The sequence below is a fragment of the Arthrobacter sp. EPSL27 genome (genome assembly GCF_001512305.1).
Lineage (GTDB): Bacteria > Actinomycetota > Actinomycetes > Actinomycetales > Micrococcaceae > Arthrobacter.
Map to the genome: position 1 here is coordinate 49,124 of NZ_LNUT01000004.1, position 16,560 is coordinate 65,683.

Consider the following 16,560-nt stretch of genomic DNA (forward strand, 5'->3'; position numbering starts at 1 on the left):
GGGCCGGGGCTGTCTGGGCTGGGGGTGTCAGTGCCGCGGGGGCGGGAGTAGTGGCAGGCGAGGGCGCGGCGGGGACCTGCGCCGGACCCGCTGCCGGCCCTGCAGTCGCGTTGGCCGGGGCCGCGGGGACTGCCGGAGCTGCGGGAGCCGGCTCCGGGGACGGCGCGGCCGGTGCCGGCTTCGCCGTTACCGGGGAAGTCTGCGCAGGGTTGTTCTGCGCTGGCTGGGGCTGCGCTGGGTTGTTCTGCGCTGGGCTGTTCTGGGCTGGGTTGCTGGCCGGGGGCAGCCCCCAATCGGCGTCGGTGGACGTGGCCGGGACGTCCCGGCTAACGGGTGCTTTTGGGTTTGGCTCAGAGCTCGCTGAGCTGTTGCTTCCACTGGCCACCGCATTGATCTGGCACTCGATGCCGATGGTTTTGTGGATGGCCTGCCGCAGGTTCTCTGAGTGGTCGGCCCGGCCGAAGGCGCCGGCCAGCCCGGAGGTGGTGAACGCGAGCGTCAGGACGTGGTCCTCAAAATGGCCCACCTGGGCATTGGGTTCGACCAGGGCCCAGGTGCTCCGCTTGATTTTGGTCAGCGTCTGCAGGATCTCCGGCCAGGCGCGGCGGAGGACCTCGACGTCGGGGCCGGAACCGGCAGCCGGTGCGGGCGCGGCGGGGGGAACAGCCGCTGGCGGCTGGTTCGCGGCGGGTGCTGCCGGAGCCGGACCGGCCGGAACAGGTGCGGCGGACGCGGGGGCCGGCTGTGCCGGTGCGGGCGCCGGAGCTGGAGCGGCAGGGGCCGTCCCGGAGGATGGCCGGCTGGGAGCGGAGGGCTCGTCCACAGGCCAGTCGCCGGTGGTGACGCGCGGCGGCGTGAGAGTCCCCTTGGCGGGTTCACGGTCGGGAGCGCCGGCGGTTGCCGGGGCCGCTGCCTCTTCGCGCGGAGCAGGAGCGGAAGCGGCGGGAGCAGCCGGTGCCGGGGCTGCCGGAACGGCGGGCTCCGGAACCGTGCGGGCAGCCGGAGCTGCCGCCGCCGGAGCGGTGGCGGCCGGGGCAACAGAGGCGGGGGCAGCGGAGGCGGGGGCCGCGGCCGGGGCGGGAGCGCCGACGTCGTTCCCGGCGTAGTTCAGGCGGCGTTCCACCCGGTCGATCCGTGCGGCAATTCCCCGCTCGGTCTGTTCGGAGGACGGAAGCAGGATGCGGGCGCACAGCAGTTCGAGGTGCAGCCGCGGGGAGGTGGCCCCGGTCATTTCGGTCAGCGCAGTGTTGGTGACATCCGCTGCACGCGACAGCTCGGCCGCGCCCAGGTTGTGGGCCTGGTTCTGCATGCGCGCGATCTGGTCCGCGGGCATGCCGCGGAGGATCGACTGGGCGCTTTCGGGCATGGCCTGGACGATGATGAGGTCCCGGAATCGCTCCAGGAGGTCTTCCACGAAGCGGCGGGGATCGTGCCCGGTCTGGATGACGCGGTCTACGGCACGGAATACCGTGGCGGCGTCCGAGGCGGCAACGGCCTCCACGACGTCGTCGAGCAGGGAGGCGTGGGTGTAGCCCAGCAGTGCGACCGCGAGTTCGTAGTCCAGCCCGTTCGGGCCGGCGCCGGCCATCAACTGGTCGAGCACGGAGAGTGAGTCGCGCACTGAGCCGCCGCCGGCGCGGATGACCAGCGAGAGTACGCCCGGAGCCACGGGGACGTTCTCCTGGCGGCAGAGCAGTTCCAGGTACGCCATGAGCGGTTCCGGCGGCACCAGGCGGAACGGGTAATGGTGGGTGCGGGACCGGATGGTGCCGATCACCTTGTCCGGTTCCGTGGTGGCGAAGATGAACTTGATGTGTTCCGGCGGCTCTTCGACGATCTTGAGCAGGGCGTTGAAGCCGGCCGACGTCACCATGTGGGCTTCGTCAATGATGAAGATCTTGTACCGGTCGCGGACGGGGGCGTAGGTGGCCCGTTCGCGGAGGTCGCGGGCGTCGTCCACACCGCCGTGGCTGGCGGCGTCGATCTCGATGACGTCGAGCGATCCGGAGCCGCCGCGGGCGAGTTCGATGCAGCTGGGGCACTTGCCGCAGGGGGTGTCCGTGGGGCCTTCGGCACAGTTCAGGCAGCGGGCCAGGATGCGGGCGGACGTGGTTTTACCGCAGCCGCGGGGGCCCGAGAAGAGGTAGGCGTGGTTCACGCGATTCTTGCGCAGGGCCGTCATCAGAGGCTCGGTGACGTGTTCCTGCCCGATGACGTCCGCGAACGAATCGGGGCGATATCGGCGGTAGAGAGCGGTAGTAACAGTCACAGATAAACCCTACCAATCGGCACAGACATAAAAGACCCCTCATGCACCCGCCAGAGCCCATTTACCCTTGCTACCTTCCGGTCCTGGGGGAGTTCAACAGGATGACGCCACATGAGGGGCCGTCAGCAAGTTTACCCGACGTTTGCGTGTGCCCCGAATCGGCTGCGTCCGGCCCTGACATTCCTGCGGAGCATGCCCATTTTTGGCGGCGTGGAGTGGGCATAACGGGCCTATGCCCAAGGGCTGCGGCGGGGGCTGGGCATGTCCTGAGGAGGAGGGGCGCCGAAGCCCAATTGGGCGATGCCGGAAAGTTCAGGTATTCTAGTATCTGCTTTTGATTCAGAAGCTACTGGAGAATTCGCCTAGCGGCCTATGGCGCACGCCTGGAACGCGTGTTGGGTTAACGCCCTCGGGGGTTCAAATCCCCCATTCTCCGCGGTTGGCCCCGGTCCCTAGGACCGGGGCCTTTTTGCGTCCTGCGCCGGAGGGTCCGAAAACCCGGGCGGTGCCCTCAGGCCCGGTAACCCAGCCTGCGGAGGCGGGTCCGGGCGGCCTGCTCGCTGGGCCCCACCCGGCCCAGGGCAAGATGGACGACGGCGAGCGTCACCCTGGTGGCCAGCCGCACCGGCAACGGGATGGGGCCAAGGCGTGCGGTGCGCAGGCCCAGCAGCTCCCGGTACTTGGGCTCGAGGCTCGCCACAGCCGCCGCGAACAGCACACGGTAACCCGGCCTGAGCGCCGGGTGGAGCGGGGGATTGCGGATGAACGCCAGCGTCTCGGCGACCCTCTCGTCGGAGCGGAGCACGCCAGCGTCGTACCAGCTGTCCAGTTCCCGTCGCATGGCCGCCTCGCTCAGCGGCGGGGACTCCACCCCCATCAGCGTGCCGGCCTGCGCCCACTCGCGCACGTAGGCGTCGGGCCCGCCCGGGATGGGCCGGCCCCAGATCTTGTGCGCGGAGAGGAAGGCATCGGTGAACGCGATGTGCACCCAGCGGAGCAGTTCGGGATCATTCGCGGCGTAGCTGCGCGCCGTGCCGTGGCCGTCAACGTAGTCACCCTGCACCCGTCCGTGCAGCCTCAGGACCCAGTCGGACGCCGCCCGGGCCGCGGCGGTCGAACCGTAGGAAACGGTGAAAATCCAGCGGATGGTGCCCGCCAGCCTGCCCAGCGGGTCTTCACGGAACCGGGAGTGGTCGTGGACCCCGGCAAGCGCGCCGGGGTGGAGCGCCTGCATCATCAGGGCCCGGATGCCCGCCACAATCGTCGGCATGTCCCCATGGACGGCCCAGACGGCAGACCCGGGCAGGTGGTAGCCGGCGTCGTCCCCTTCCGCCAGCCGCGGCACCCATTCCGGCACGGCGTCCCGGGTTCCGGTGAACGTCTGCTTGAGTTCGGTCTGCCATTCCCTGAGGAGGTTGCGCATACCTTATTGTCACCCACCAAAGCAGTGGCCGATACTTGCCCGAATCCCCAGTACTACTGGGCTTCCACCCGAGTTCGAAAGGGGTAGTTATTACGGTTCCCAGTGCCACCTGATTGTGGTCCCATAAGAACGTGAGTCCGCGAATCTGGGGACTGGCGGACAGGATGCAGGAGTCACATCGTGGGAAAACACTGGGGAAACTCATCGAGTGAGCAGGCAGTCAGAGCCCGGCTCGTAGCCGTGCGTTGCCTGTCCGGAGGCTTCTGCCTTTCGCTGGCGGTACTGACCTTCGGGGTGCAGGGCCTGTCCGGCACGCGGCCTGCCGTTGTGGTCCCTTCCCCGGCACTGGCCTCCGGTGTCGTGGGCCCCAGCGTTCTGGACCCCACCACACTGGGGGCGCCCACCAGTGCCGGCGTCGAGGCTCTGGCCCCGCAGGCGTTCACGGCGGATGCGCTGGCGCTGGTGGCCTACACCAGATCAAATGTCGAGACCACGTCCAAAGATGGGGTCCCTGGTGAACTGAACGTGGCTTCCGCCGGGCTTAAGCGCCCGGCGGAAGGCTTTCTCATGGCTCCGCTCGAATCGTTGGCGGAATCCTCCCCTTTCGGGCTGCGGACCAGCCCCATCACCGGCTCGGCAGGCGAATTCCACTGGGGGCAGGACTTCGCCGCAGCCTGCGGCACCCGCGTGTACTCGGCGGATGCCGGCGTGGTGCGGGCCGTCGGCTGGCACCCGTGGGGCGGCGGAAACCGCGTTGAAATCGACCACGGCAACGGCCTGATCACCACCTACAACCACCTCGAGGCGATCGCCGTGAAGAAGGGTGACTCGGTCCGGGTCGGCGAGGTCATCGCCCGGGTGGGGACCACCGGGTCCTCCACCGGATGCCACCTGCATTTCGAGACCATCCTGAACGGCTCGCACAAGAACCCGCACGACTGGACACTGCTGCCGATCACGCAGACGGACCAGCTGGGTGCCATCGAAATGACGAGCTACGCCCCCGAGGCAGGCAAGCCTTCCAACACCTCCCTCGGCTGGGCCATCCCGGTGTCCGAAGAAGGGGCGCACGTGGTGGCCGGCGGAGACCACGAAACACCCGCCTCCGCGTGGCCGAACACACCCTTCATCAGCTCTCCCGCAACGACACCCACGCCGTCGACCGGGGACGCCCTTTCGCCCACGAAGACCAGGACGGACGCGCCGACGCCGGAACCCAGCCAGCCGCCGAGCGGCACCACCACACCTGGCGGAACGACTGATCCAGGCACCGCCACGCCGAGTGAGACGCCGCTTCCCTCCGCTCCAGGCTCCACGACACCGCCGCCGCCCGACCCGACGACGCCGACCCCGGAGCCCACCTCGCCGCCGCCGTCGACGGTGGAACCGCCGCCGCCCTCGACCGTGGAACCGCCGCCTCCGCCGCCGCCCTCGACGGTGGAACCGCCGCCTCCGCCGCCGCCCTCGACGGTGGAACCCCCGCCGCCGTCGACGGTGGAACCCCCGCCGCCTCCACCGCCGTCCACGATTGCCCCGCCTCCGCCGCCGCCTCCACCGCCGGTGGTGGTTGCCCCGCCGCCTCCGCCCCCTGTGGTGGAGCCGACCTCGGAGCCGGCACCTCCGCCGCCCACGCAGTCCACTGAACCGACGGCGACCACTGACCCGTCGCTGACGCCCGGACCATAGCAGGCACAAACCCATACCCGCGCTCGTTGGTAGCGAAGAACTGTTGTGACCACATCCGGAATCCACTCCGGGCCACAACACGACCTTCGACTTCGCGAGGAGCCCGCTCATGACCTCTCTTCACAGCATTCCGCTGACCCTGATCGACGGCACGGCCACCGATTTTGGCCGCTTCAAAGGGGACGTGGTGCTGGTGGTGAACGTCGCGTCCCAGTGCGGGTTCACCCGCCAGTACTCGGGGCTCGAGGCGCTCTACAACAAGTTCCGCGACCAGGGGTTCCAGATCCTCGGTGTGCCCTGCAACCAGTTCGCAGGCCAGGAGCCGGCCGCCGACGCCGAGATCGCCGAGTTCTGCGAACGGAACTTCGGCGTGACCTTCCCCCTCACTGCCAAGTCCGATGTCCGCGGCAGGGACCAGCACCCGCTGTACACCGAGCTCACCAAGTTCAAAAAAGGCCTCCTGCCGGGGCTGGTGAAGTGGAACTTCGAGAAGTTCCTGGTGAACCGCGACGGCGATGTGGTGGCCAGATTTGCGCCCACCGTGGAGCCGGATTCGCCGGAAATCATCGCAGCGGTGGAAGAGGCTCTCAGCCGATAGTCGGCTCCCAGACCACAAGGGCACAAGGACCCCTATCGCTAAGCATGCTTACCGCCTAGACTGGCCGGACCTTCCACTACACCGGGCACGCCCACGGCCCCGACGCGCTTTAGGCGCGGGCGGATCAGCCAATCAGTGCCGGGGGGAGGTGCATCAGGAAGCTTCGGAAATCACAACTGGACACTCTTATGTGGGGGTCCGTGTAACCAGGAGGAAAGTGATGACAGGGAACAAAGCCGTTGCCTACAAGGGTCCAGGAAAAGTCGAGCTCATCGACATTGATTACCCCACCTTCGAACTCAAAGACGGCCCGGGGGTCAACCCCGCCAACGTGGGCCGCCCGCTGCGTCATGGCGTCATCCTCAAAACCGTTGCCACGAACATTTGCGGTTCGGACCAGCACATGGTCCGTGGCCGCACCACCGCGCCTTCCGATCTGGTACTGGGCCACGAAATCACCGGTGAAGTGGTGGAAGTCGGTCCGGACGTTGAGTTCATCAAGGTGGGGGACATCTGTTCCGTCCCCTTCAACATCGCCTGTGGCCGCTGCCGGAACTGTAAGGAGCGCAAGACGGGCATTTGCCTGAACGTCAACCCGGCCCGCCCGGGCGCGGCCTATGGATATGTGGACATGGGCGGCTGGGTCGGCGGCCAGGCGAACTACGTCCTGGTGCCGTATGCGGACTGGAACCTGCTGAAGTTCCCGGACCGGGACCAGGCCCTCGAGAAGATGATGGACCTGACAATGCTGTCGGACATCTTCCCGACAGGCTTCCATGGCGCTGTGACTGCCGGCGTCGGCGTCGGTTCCACGGTTTACGTGGCGGGAGCGGGCCCGGTAGGCCTTGCGGCAGCGACCAGTGCGCAGCTGCTCGGCGCAGCCGTCGTGATTGTCGGGGACATGAATGCGGACCGGCTGGCCCAGGCGCGCAGCTTCGGCTGCGAGACTATTGACCTGTCCGAGGGTGGTCCCGCCGAGCAGATCGAGCAGCTGCTGGGCGTCCCGGAGGTCGACTGCGGCGTCGACGCCGTCGGGTTCGAAGCCCGGGGCCACGGGCACGACGCCAAGGAAGCCCCGGCCACGGTGCTCAACTCGCTGATGGAGATCACCGCAGCCGGCGGCGCACTCGGCATTCCCGGGCTCTACGTCACCGGCGACCCGGGCGGCATCGACGAGGCAGCCAAGAAGGGTGCCCTCTCCCTCAGCCTGGGCACCGGCTGGGCCAAGTCCCTGAGCTTCACCACCGGCCAGTGCCCGGTGATGAAGTACAACCGCGGGCTGATGATGGCGATCCTGCATGACAAGGTCCATATCGCGAAGAACGTCAACGCGAAGGCCATCACGCTGGAGGACGCACCGAAGGGTTACGCGGAGTTCGACGCCGGCGCGGCGACGAAGTACGTGCTGAACCCGAACGGCTACCTGAGCTAACCGCCAGGTACCTGAGTAAGCGGGTTCCGGCGGTCACATACCTGGGCAGGTATGTGTCCGCCGGACTACCCGATGTTGCCATTTTCCAAACATGCCTACTGGAGTTTGCACATTGTTGGCCGAATGTCTGATTGGATAGATGTTACTGAGAGGGAAGTTGGGGGCCACAGCCTCCACCCAACCAGGAAGGCAGCAATGGAGCTCATCGAGGCCGAGCACCCCCGGCCACGCCATTTTCTTCTCCATCTGAGTGACCCCCACCTGCTGGGAGGATCCGCACCCCTGCATGGGGTGGTCGACAGCGACGCCCTGCTCCAGCAGCTCTTCGACGAAGTCCGGGCCTCCGGCGCGCGCCCCGAAGCCGTGATTTTTACCGGCGACCTGGCCGACAGGGGCGAGGCCGAGGCCTACGCCAAGCTCCGCGCCATCGTCGAGCCCGCCTGCAAGGCCCTCGGCGCAAAAGTCATCTGGGCCATGGGGAACCACGACAACCGGGAAAACTTCCGCACCGGCCTGCTGGATCTCCCGGCCGACGACGCCCCGGTGGACCGCAGCTACTTCATCAACGGGCTGCGGATCATCACCCTTGACACCTCCGTGCCGGGCTTCCACCACGGCGAGCTGAGCCCGGAGCAGCTGGAGTGGCTCGCAGCTGAACTGTCCACCCCGGCGCCCGACGGAACCATTCTTGCCCTGCATCACCCGCCGGTGCCGTCCGTCCTGGACCTCGCCGTGCTGGTGGAGCTGCGCGACCAGGCGTCGCTGGCCGGCGTCGTGCGGAATTCCGACGTCAGGGCCATCCTGGGCGGCCACCTGCACTACTCGACGACGGCGACCTTCGCCGGGATCCCGGTGTCGGTGGCGTCGGCCACCTGCTACACGCAGGACCTCAACGTGCCCGTCGGCGGAACCCGGGGACGCGACGGCGGGCAGGCATTCAACCTGGTCCACGTCTACGAGCACACGATCGTGCACTCGGTGGTTCCGCTGGGCGACACCCCCGCCGTCGGCGAGCTCGTCTCCGCCGCGGAGACCCAGCGCCGGATCTCGGCGGCCGGGATCCGCATCCCGGCTAAGGCGAAGCTCGAGGACCCGGCCAAGACGCCGGGCCATCGCCGGCTGACGGCCAGCAACTGACGGTGGGCCGGCGGCCCCGCAGCGCTGCCGCCGGCGCCACCGGAGACTGCCGACGGCGGGTAGCGCCTACTTTTCCCAGGGTGCCTTGATCGGGTAGTACTTCTCGAGGAAGTCCGTGACGAGCCGGGCCCGTTCCTCGGCCTCGACCTCGGGGAAGCTGCCGTCGTTGAGGCAGAAGAAGTCCATGTTCCGCTTGGCGAGCAGCTTCGGCAGGTAGTTCAGGCCCGCCCTCGCGGTGGTGTCCACGTAGCGCACCTTCGCCGCCGTCTGGGTGACGGCCCGGCCGGTCAGCAGCGCGTAGTAGTGGTAGAACGAGTTGGTCACCGAGATGTTGTCGGCCGCGCGGAAGGTGCTGGCCGCCGTCTTGCTGAACTCGGCAGGGAACTCCTGCTCCATCTGGGCCACCAGGCTGCGGCGCAGCGGAGCCGCCGTGTGTTCCAGGTGCCGCGTGGTGATCCGGCCGAAACGGTCCCACAGCAGCTTCCGGTTCACGCGCGCGGCGTTCTCAAAGCCGCTGCGCTCGGCGTCGTTGTCCCCGAGGCCGATCCGGGTTTCCGCCTCGATGAATTTCGTGATGCCGCCGGGAGTGAAGAACATGTCCGGTCCCACGGCACGGCCGAAGAACATGTCGTCATTGGAATACAGGAAGTGCTCGGACAGGCCTTCGATGTGGTGGAGCTGGCACTCCACGGCCTGCGAGTTGTGGGTGGGCAGCACGGAGGGGTCCGCGAAAAACTCCTCGCTGCGGACAATCGTCACCCCGGGGTGGTCCGCGAGCCAGGACGGCGCCGGCGAATCGGTGGCGATGAAGATCCTGCGGATCCAGGGCGCGAACATGTAGACCGAGCGCAGCGCGTACTTGAGTTCGTCGATCTGGCGGAACCGCGCTTCATGGTCGTCGCCTTCACCCAGCACAGCGCCGGCCTGGCGGGCGCGCCGTGCCGCGATGTACTCCGGGGAGCTGCCGTCCACCCAGGAGAAGACGATGTCGACGTCGAAGCTGATGTCGCTTGCGTGGTCCGCGAACATGTTCTCGATGGTGGGCCAGGTGCGCCCATACCGTTCCACGGTGCCGCGGACCGCGTCCTGGGCCAGCAGCGTCCTGCGCGTCAGGGAATTCTCGATCGGAAGGATCAGCTGGTCGCCTTCGAAACTCCACAGCTCCACCTGCACGCCGGCGGACGCGCCGAATTCGAAGCCGCCCTCCGGTTCCACCCGGGGACGGTACAGCCGGAAGATCCTCGACTGCCGGTTGGGGGAAAGCTCGCCGTCGGCCACCAGCACCGAGGACTTCTTCTTGGCGTCAACGCTCATCGAGTAGAACGGCTCGTCGTGGCAGGCCTCCACCAGCGCGTCGCGCAGGACCTTGCGGTCCTTCCAGTCGACAGCGATGACCGGCCGGTGGTTGTTGCCGCGGACCAGGAGGTAGTCGAGGCCGGCGCCGTCGAGCACGGCGCGGATGAACATCAGGTCCTCGACCATGGCCTGGTAGGGCGTCCGGTTCTCATTGACCAGGGCATACCGGCCGCGCCGGCGGACAACGTCCTGGCGCGCCCGGAATCTCGCGACGGCCGCAGCTGAGGTGACCTCATCGTGGGCCTCCACCGAGGCCTGGCTGCCGTAGTAGATCTCGTCCTGGATCAGTGCGTCTGTAATGTCCGTACTCCGTGACTCTGTGCGTGAATATGTCCTATATGCATGATATCGTCCGCCCCAAAATCGATAACCGCCCCGCGGTGTCAGCCAACGAGGGCAGTGCGCCAGCTGCGCAGGAACGCCGCACCGGCGTCGTCGTGGATGACGTCCTCGCCGAGCCCCAGATCCGCCGCGGTCAGCACGTCGTACGGTTTGACGGGAACGCCGTCGGCCGGGCGCACGTCGACATGCTTCACCGGGTGGTCGTTGTGGTGCAGCCAGTCGGCCATGGCGTAATCGGTGCGGGAGTCGCCCACGGTGCGCCAGGCCTGCGGGGTGATGCCCTGGGCTGCCAGAAGCTCCACCGCCCTGCTGGCGCCAAGGTCCTTGCCGAGCCTGACCGACTCAATGTCGGTGGAGATGATGGTGGGATCCACCCGGTAGTCGATCTGGTCATCTGAGTCGGGGGCATGGTGGTCCAGCCGCACCACGCCGAGGCCGTGCCGGCCCATCAGGTCCATGGCATCGGCGTCGAACAGCTGCTGCTCGGCACGGTAGTCCGCGTTCTCGACGGAGATGTGCTGCTCCACGGACACCATGGCCAGCTTGGTCTCGTCGAAGAACATGTGGGTGGCGTAGTCCTCGGCCACCAGCCGGCGGACGTCGTCGCCGAAGGCCTGCGGCACGGCGAGTTCGTGATCGACGTGGACGGCGCCGGGGCCGGTGGCGGTGTAGCTGAACCAGACCGCACCCTTTTCGCAGATCGCGTGGATGAGGGTGCCGGCCGGCATCCCGGCGGCGATCATGGGTTCCATGACCTGTTCGCGGATGAAGTCCGCTGATCGGCCCGTGTTGAAGACGACGGGAATTCCCGCGGCGGCCAGGGCCAGCAGGTCCGCGATGATCCCCGGCTGCACCGTGCGGGTGACGGGACTGGCTACGGGGCCGTCGACGTCGAGGAGCAGCGCCAGCGGGGGAGCTGACAGCGAAGGGGAGGCGGGGGACTCGGCAGGTGTCATGGGCCCATTCTCCCAGCCGGCGGGCCGCTTTGCAGGAGATGACAGCCGCGCCGCGGCGCGCTGTCGGCCTGCCACAGCGCCGGCATGCGGTTGGCCGGCGGGGCCGCGGCCGGCGGCCCCGGTAAATGGTTACCGTTTGGCTACAACCTCCGGCGCCGGGGAGTCGCGGATTCCTTTGGCCCGCCAAGTTCCATAGGCTTGCATGGTGATATTCAAAGCCGTGGGCGAGGGACGCCCGTACCCCGACCATGGTTACAACACGCCCAAGGACTGGGCCGCCCTGCCGCCGCGGCCGGTGCGGCTGGATGACCTGGTGACCACCAAGCGCACGCTTGACCTGGAGGCCCTCCTGGCGGAGGACTCAACCTTCTTCGGCGACCTGTTCCCGCACGTCGTGGAGTACCGGGGCGTCCTGTACCTCGAGGACGGCCTGCACCGCGCCGTCCGGACGGCGTTGCACCAGCGCACGGCGATCCACGCGCGCGTCCTGGTGATAAATGGCTAGAGAGCCGAAGGACCCCACCGTCCTGCACGGGCACCACGTCATCACCGGCTCGGACTTGCGCGCCACCTTCGTTGAGGACGACGACCCGCAGGCCAACCCCGTCAGGATGCGCCGCCGCGTCCTCCACGGCGTGGTCCTGGTGCTGCTTGTCGGGCTGGTCGCGGCCGCCGTCGTGGTTGCCCTAGCCATCATGAACGGCCAGATCAAGGTCCCGACGGCGGAGCGCAGCCAGTCGGCCGTGTCCGTCTGCCCGGAGGCGATCTACGACTACACCCCGCCGGAGACGATCAACCTCAACGTCTTCAATTCCACCTCCCGCCCCGGCCTGGCCCGGTCCGTGGCGGACGAGTTCGCGGCCCGCAAATTCATCGTCGGCGCGGTGGCCAATACGACGTCGAGCTACCGCGGGGCCGCGTTGATCGTCTCCGGCGCTGCCGGCCAGTCCGCGGCGTTCAGCGTCCAGCGCAACGTGCCGGGCTCGGACTATTTCCAGGACGGGCGGACCGACCCGAGCGTCGACATCATCCTCACCGGAGATTTCAAGGAACTGGCGAAGCCGGAGCTGGTGGACCAGACCCCGGGGCGGCTCAGCTGCCCGCGCGAGGACCGGCGGATTGTGGACGAGTCGGCCTGGCCGGTGGCGCCGGTGGCACCGACGACGCCGGCGGCGGGCTAGCGAACCTCCCGCTGCCCCGACTCAGGCGCTGAGGCGGACGGGGCGGCCGGCGTCGTCGAACCGTGCGCCGGCACCCAGCTGGACGAACCGCACGGTGCGGGCCAGCCGTGCCTCCGCGTCGGCGTCCTGGCCGGCGCCGTCACCGCGGGCGGCGCTGGAGGACAGGGTGCCGTGGATGAGCTGCGCGAGCTGGGTGATGTCCGCCTCCGGCAGGTAGCCTTGGGCGATGCCGTCGCGCAGGATGCCCTGCAGCAGCACGCTGAGCTCCCCGACGTGGTCCGCCAGCTTCGCGAAGGAGGCGGGGGAGAGCACGGCGCCCATCGCGGGCCCTGGCGGCAGGTGCCGGCGGCTGAGGTCTTCCACCTGGGCGCGGACGTAGAGGGCCAGCCGGTCCACCGGATTGTCCAGTGCATCCAGGGATTCACGGAGGTCGACCAGGAAGCGCTCGGTCTCATCCAGCGCGTAGGCGATCAGCAGCTCTTCGATGTCCGCGTAGTAGTTGTACACCGCGGTGCGGCCGATCCGGGCGTGCCGCGCGACGTCGGTCATGGTCAGCCCGGGAAGCCCGTGGCTGAAGAGGAGCTCGCCGAACGCGGTCAGGATGCGGTGCTGGGTCTCGGCGCGTTGGGCGGCGTTGCTCGCGGCCGAAATCCTGGGCATACAGACACTTTAGCGCGATCTGTCAGCAAATCGAGGGTGCCGGGGCGCGCTGCTTTCCCCAGGTTCCCGTCGGGTTCGACGACGGCGGCGGGCTTAGACCGCGCAGCCGTCCGGGCCGCAGGCCTCGCCGGCCGGGGCTGCCTTACCGGGTTCGGCGTCCGCGGCGCCCACCATGACCAGCGGCTGGCTTTCCTGCCACGCCTGGTTCAGGGCGGAGGCGAACGTCTCGGCCGGCTGGGCGCCGGAAAGGCCGAACTTCCGGTCGATGACGAAGAACGGGACGCCGCTGATGCCGAGGGCGCGGCCTTCCTCGAAGTCCATCCGGACGTCGGCGGCGTACTTGTCGGTGGTGAACAGTTCGTCCACTTCGCCGGCGTCGATGCCGAGGTCCTGGCCCAGGGAGGCCAGGTACTCCCCGCTGCCGATGTCCCGGCCGTGCTCGAAGTGGTCGCTGAGGAGGCGTTCCTTGGCGGCGTCCTGCTGCCCGTGCGCGGCGGCGAGGTGGATCAGGCGGTGGGCGGTGAAGCTGTTGGCCACCACCACGTCGTCGAACCGGTAGTTCAGGCCTTCACCCTTGGCCTGTTCGGCGACGTGCTCGAACATTCCGGTGACCTGGGCGGGCGGGAGGCCCTTGCGGGTGCTGAGGTAGTCCAGTTCGGTGCCGTCATAGTGCTCCGGAAGCGCCGGATCCAGCTGGTAGCTGCGCCACTGGACCTCCACGGAATCCCGGTGCGGGAAGGCCGCGAGGGCGGTTTCAAAGCGGCGCTTGCCGATGTAGCACCAGGGGCAGGCCACGTCGGACCAGATCTCAATCTTCATGCCGGCGACAACCATGGTGCCGCCGGGTCCATTCCCGCGCGGCCTGTCGGTTTGGTCACCCGGTGGCCGGGCGTTCCAGGACGAAGTCGTGTTCCAGGGTGCTGCCGAGCTGGAAGGTTTTGGTTCCCACCTTGCGGAAGCCGGACTTTTCGTAGAAGCGGATGGCCCGCACGTTCTGGTTGTTCACGCCCAGCCAGAGCCCTTGTGCGCCCGCGCCCGCGGCCTCGGCGATGCTGGCGTGCATCAGCTCGGCGGCGGCGCCCAGCCCGTGGTGGTCCGGGTGGACGTAGCACTTGCTCAGCTCGGTCGACGGCAGGATGGTCAGGGCCGCAGCCACGTCCGGGTCCCGGGCCGGCCGGGTCACCAGCAGGCTGTAGCCGCGGAGCTCGCCGCCGTCGTCAATCACGAGGATGGTGCTCTCCGGGTCGGCCAGGTACGCGCGGAAGTTGTCCTCGCTGAGGGTGCCTGCCACGTGCGCCGCGATGTCCGCCGGGGACGACGACGGCGGGCAGGCCAGCGGAAAGGTGACGGCCGCCAGCGCCGCCAGCTTCCCGGCGTCGTCTGCGGTTGCTTTCCTGATGACGTGGGGCATGGTTCAACCCTAGTCCGGGACGGCGTCGGCTTCGTAGCTGAGGCCGATCTGGCGGCGGATCTCGTCCATGGCGGCCATCACGGCGACGGTCCCGGCGGGCGGAAGGATGGTGCCTGCGGTGGCGCCGGTCCGGACCAGGCGTTCCAGCTCGGCCGCCTGGTACTGCATGCCCCGGCCGGTCACGGGCTGGCTGAAGGTCTCAAGGACGTTTCCCTCGGTGTCGAAGACCGTAAACGGCACCGGATTGTACCAGGTGGACTCGATGTCCACCCACCCCTCCGTGCCGATCACCAGGGCCCGGTTGGCGCTTGCGGCATCCAGCTCGCAGTCCACCACCGCCTGCTGCCCGCCGGCGTACCCGAAGATTGCCGCCGTCTGGCGGTCCACACCCGTGGCCGTCATGGATGCGCCGGCGCGGATGGTGTCCGGTGTGCCCAGCAGGTCCATGGCGAAGGAGACCGGGTAGACGCCCAGATCCAGCAGCGCGCCGCCGCCCAGCGCGGGATCGTTCAGCCGGTGGGCCGGGTCTCTGGGCAGGTTCTGGTTGTGGCCGGCCACCACCTTGCGCACCTCGCCGATCCTGCCTTCCCGGATGACCTCACGGAGCCGGACCATGTGCGGGAGGAACCGGGTCCACATCGCCTCCAGCGCCACCAGAGCCTTGGATTCAGCCAGGGCAACAATTTCCCGGGCCTCCCGGGCATTCATGGTGAACGACTTCTCCACCAGGACGTGCTTGCCGGCGCCGAGGGCAAGCAGCGCGTTCGCATGGTGGAACGGATGGGGCGTGGCGATGTAAATGACGTCCACGTCAGGGTCCGCGGCCAGGGCCTCGTAGCTGCCATGCGCCGTGGGCACGTTGAACTTTTTCGCGAACTCCTGGCTCGATTCCAGCGACCGTGACCCGACGGCCTGCACGCTGAAGCCGTGCTCGATCAGGTCCTGGGTCTGCAGCCCGGCGATGAAGCCGGTGCCGAGGATGCCCCACCGGAGCTGCCCGTCGGAAGTTCCATTGTTGCGGTCAGTCACGGGATGAGCCCTTCGTTGCCTGTGCGTCCGGAAGCGGGTACGCCACAAACGCGAAACGCGTTGAGTCAGGCGACCAGCTGTTGACATTCAGTGTCCCCTGCCCGCCGGACAACGGCCAGCTGTGCAACGGCGTGGCCCAGTCGCAGGTGGAGACAAGCACGACGTCGACCGGGAGGTCAGCGGGGTGGCCCAGTGTGCCGCCCGGGAACCGGAGGTAGCTGGCCAGCCGCCCGTCGGGGGAGAGATGCGGGAACCAGTCGACCGTGTCGCTGGCCAGCAGGTGCTCCGGCTTCGCCTCCCCGGCGCTGCTGCCGGCGCGGATCCGGGCGATCTGGGCGTGGCCGGGCGCAGCGGTGAACGCCTCGGTGTTGAAGTAGAGCCACTGCCCGTCCGGGGAGTACTCGGGTCCGTCGCAGTGCCCGGGCCCGGTGTCGAGCATCGACGGCGGCCCGCCTTCCAGCCGCAGGGTCAGGAGCCGCCCGGGCCTGCTGAAGTCGCCGTCGTCGATCCCCACGTAGGCGAGCTCGCCGCCGTCGGGGCTGACGCCGTGGAGGAAGTGGAACGAGCCGTCGTCGGGCGTGATCCGCGCCGCCTCACCGCCGCGCAGGGGCGCACGGTAGATGTGGCCGTCGTTGGCCGAGAGGAAGATCCCGGCGCCGTCCGGGGCAAGGACGTGGTCGTTGTTGAGGTCCGGGATGCCCGTGAGGGGGACGTGGTCCAGGGTGCGGCTCCCCACGTCCAGCGCCCACAGTTTCCCGTCCCCGTTGAGAACGAGCGAGCCGCCGTCGAGGGCCCAGTTGGGCGCTTCCAGCAGCAAGTCCCCGGTGCTGTACACCAGGGCTGCCCCGCCCGTCACCGACGCGATCCACACCTCGCAGCGCTGGCCGGGCAGCAGGCTGCGGGGCACGGATCAGCCCTGCTTGAACGCGGCGTCGAAGGAGGTGTTCGACGCCGGGAAGTCGAACTTCTTCAGGGCGGCGAGGGCTTCGGGGGCGCCGTGCAGGCGGTCCATGCCGGCGTCTTCCCATTCGATGGAGATGGGGCCGTTGTAGCCGATCGCGGTGAGCGCCCGGAAGGATG

The 16,560-nt window shown here is 68.4% G+C and carries 15 protein-coding genes, 1 tRNA gene and 1 other RNA gene; 7 read left to right on the plus strand and 10 right to left on the minus strand.

Features of this window, described 5'->3' with window-relative positions:
• Both AR539_RS05090 and ffs read right to left on the minus strand, forming a co-directional pair.
• Window positions 1–2,269: DNA polymerase III subunit gamma and tau (locus AR539_RS05090; protein WP_082699199.1), on the minus strand; the 2,269-nt coding region annotated here is incomplete at its 3' end.
• A 27-nt stretch (window positions 2,270–2,296) separates the two neighbouring features.
• An RNA gene (gene ffs / locus AR539_RS05095) (signal recognition particle sRNA small type) lies at window positions 2,297–2,393 on the minus strand.
• Between the two features lie 227 nt (window positions 2,394–2,620).
• Here ffs and AR539_RS05100 point away from each other — a divergent pair.
• A tRNA-Ser gene (locus tag AR539_RS05100) sits at window positions 2,621–2,705 on the plus strand.
• Between the two features lie 75 nt (window positions 2,706–2,780).
• Here AR539_RS05100 and AR539_RS05105 read toward each other — a convergent pair.
• Window positions 2,781–3,692: an oxygenase MpaB family protein gene (locus AR539_RS05105; protein WP_066433256.1), complete on the minus strand. Its 912-nt coding sequence runs from the start codon at window positions 3,690–3,692 to the stop codon at window positions 2,781–2,783.
• Between the two features lie 180 nt (window positions 3,693–3,872).
• Between AR539_RS05105 and AR539_RS19655 the strand changes: the two genes are divergently transcribed.
• The 4 genes from AR539_RS19655 to AR539_RS05125 all read left to right on the plus strand — a co-directional run bounded on the left by AR539_RS19655 (window position 3,873) and on the right by AR539_RS05125 (window position 8,545).
• Entirely contained in the window at window positions 3,873–5,378 is a 1,506-nt protein-coding gene (locus tag AR539_RS19655; protein ID WP_231728498.1) for a M23 family metallopeptidase, read from the plus strand.
• A gap of 109 nt (window positions 5,379–5,487) precedes the next feature.
• Complete coding sequence (locus AR539_RS05115; RefSeq protein ID WP_066433258.1) at window positions 5,488–5,976, plus strand: glutathione peroxidase; 489 nt, start codon at window positions 5,488–5,490, stop codon at window positions 5,974–5,976.
• 220 nt (window positions 5,977–6,196) lie between these two features.
• Window positions 6,197–7,408, plus strand: coding sequence for a formaldehyde dehydrogenase, glutathione-independent (fdhA, locus tag AR539_RS05120; protein ID WP_066433262.1), 1,212 nt, complete (start codon window positions 6,197–6,199; stop codon window positions 7,406–7,408).
• A 195-nt stretch (window positions 7,409–7,603) separates the two neighbouring features.
• A complete protein-coding gene (locus AR539_RS05125; protein ID WP_066433263.1) occupies window positions 7,604–8,545 on the plus strand; it encodes a phosphodiesterase in 942 nt (313 codons plus the stop codon).
• Window positions 8,546–8,611: 66 nt separating this feature from the next.
• Here AR539_RS05125 and AR539_RS05130 read toward each other — a convergent pair whose 3' ends face one another.
• Together AR539_RS05130 and AR539_RS05135 are read right to left on the minus strand one after the other, a co-directional pair.
• The gene (locus tag AR539_RS05130) at window positions 8,612–10,150 is read right to left on the minus strand and encodes a stealth conserved region 3 domain-containing protein (RefSeq protein ID WP_231728499.1); all 1,539 of its coding nucleotides are present in this window, start codon (window positions 10,148–10,150) and stop codon (window positions 8,612–8,614) included.
• A 134-nt stretch (window positions 10,151–10,284) separates the two neighbouring features.
• Window positions 10,285–11,199, minus strand: coding sequence for a hypothetical protein (locus tag AR539_RS05135; RefSeq protein WP_066433264.1), 915 nt, complete (start codon window positions 11,197–11,199; stop codon window positions 10,285–10,287).
• Between the two features lie 205 nt (window positions 11,200–11,404).
• On the opposite strand from AR539_RS05135, the gene AR539_RS05140 reads away from it, so the two are divergent.
• Window positions 11,405–11,704 (plus strand): type II toxin-antitoxin system VapB family antitoxin, encoded by a 300-nt coding sequence (locus AR539_RS05140; RefSeq protein ID WP_197410599.1) that lies wholly within the window; start codon window positions 11,405–11,407, stop codon window positions 11,702–11,704.
• Window positions 11,697–12,380, plus strand: a complete 684-nt coding sequence (locus AR539_RS05145; RefSeq protein ID WP_066433269.1) for a LytR C-terminal domain-containing protein — start codon at window positions 11,697–11,699, stop codon at window positions 12,378–12,380. Before AR539_RS05140 ends, AR539_RS05145 begins: the two co-directional genes overlap by 8 nt.
• 21 nt (window positions 12,381–12,401) lie before the next feature.
• Here AR539_RS05145 and AR539_RS05150 read toward each other — a convergent pair whose 3' ends face one another.
• The 5 genes from AR539_RS05150 to AR539_RS05170 form a co-directional block, all read right to left on the minus strand.
• The gene (locus AR539_RS05150; protein ID WP_066433271.1) at window positions 12,402–13,040 is read right to left on the minus strand and encodes a TetR/AcrR family transcriptional regulator; all 639 of its coding nucleotides are present in this window, start codon (window positions 13,038–13,040) and stop codon (window positions 12,402–12,404) included.
• A 93-nt stretch (window positions 13,041–13,133) separates the two neighbouring features.
• Window positions 13,134–13,859, minus strand: a complete 726-nt coding sequence (locus AR539_RS05155) for a DsbA family oxidoreductase (RefSeq protein WP_066436078.1) — start codon at window positions 13,857–13,859, stop codon at window positions 13,134–13,136.
• Window positions 13,860–13,914: 55 nt separating this feature from the next.
• On the minus strand, window positions 13,915–14,451 hold the full coding sequence (locus AR539_RS05160) for a GNAT family N-acetyltransferase (protein ID WP_066433273.1): 537 nt from the start codon (window positions 14,449–14,451) through the stop codon (window positions 13,915–13,917).
• A 9-nt stretch (window positions 14,452–14,460) separates the two neighbouring features.
• Window positions 14,461–15,480, minus strand: a complete 1,020-nt coding sequence (locus tag AR539_RS05165; protein WP_066433275.1) for a Gfo/Idh/MocA family protein — start codon at window positions 15,478–15,480, stop codon at window positions 14,461–14,463.
• On the minus strand, window positions 15,473–16,387 hold the full coding sequence (locus AR539_RS05170; RefSeq protein WP_066433277.1) for a TolB family protein: 915 nt from the start codon (window positions 16,385–16,387) through the stop codon (window positions 15,473–15,475). Before AR539_RS05170 ends, AR539_RS05165 begins: the two co-directional genes overlap by 8 nt.
• Window positions 16,388–16,560: the final 173 nt, after the last annotated feature.

What these genes read in the sequence shown, in the direction of transcription:
- AR539_RS05105 (WP_066433256.1), bottom strand. Translation starts at nt 3,692, where the DNA reads ATGCGCAACCTCCTCAGGGAATGGCAGACCGAACTCAAGCAGACGTTC.
- AR539_RS05115 (WP_066433258.1), top strand. Translation starts at nt 5,488, where the DNA reads ATGACCTCTCTTCACAGCATTCCGCTGACCCTGATCGACGGCACGGCC.
- fdhA (WP_066433262.1), top strand. Translation starts at nt 6,197, where the DNA reads ATGACAGGGAACAAAGCCGTTGCCTACAAGGGTCCAGGAAAAGTCGAG.
- AR539_RS05125 (WP_066433263.1), top strand. Translation starts at nt 7,604, where the DNA reads ATGGAGCTCATCGAGGCCGAGCACCCCCGGCCACGCCATTTTCTTCTC.
- AR539_RS05135 (WP_066433264.1), bottom strand. Translation starts at nt 11,199, where the DNA reads ATGACACCTGCCGAGTCCCCCGCCTCCCCTTCGCTGTCAGCTCCCCCG.
- AR539_RS05145 (WP_066433269.1), top strand. Translation starts at nt 11,697, where the DNA reads ATGGCTAGAGAGCCGAAGGACCCCACCGTCCTGCACGGGCACCACGTC.
- AR539_RS05150 (WP_066433271.1), bottom strand. Translation starts at nt 13,040, where the DNA reads ATGCCCAGGATTTCGGCCGCGAGCAACGCCGCCCAACGCGCCGAGACC.
- AR539_RS05155 (WP_066436078.1), bottom strand. Translation starts at nt 13,859, where the DNA reads ATGAAGATTGAGATCTGGTCCGACGTGGCCTGCCCCTGGTGCTACATC.
- AR539_RS05160 (WP_066433273.1), bottom strand. Translation starts at nt 14,451, where the DNA reads ATGCCCCACGTCATCAGGAAAGCAACCGCAGACGACGCCGGGAAGCTG.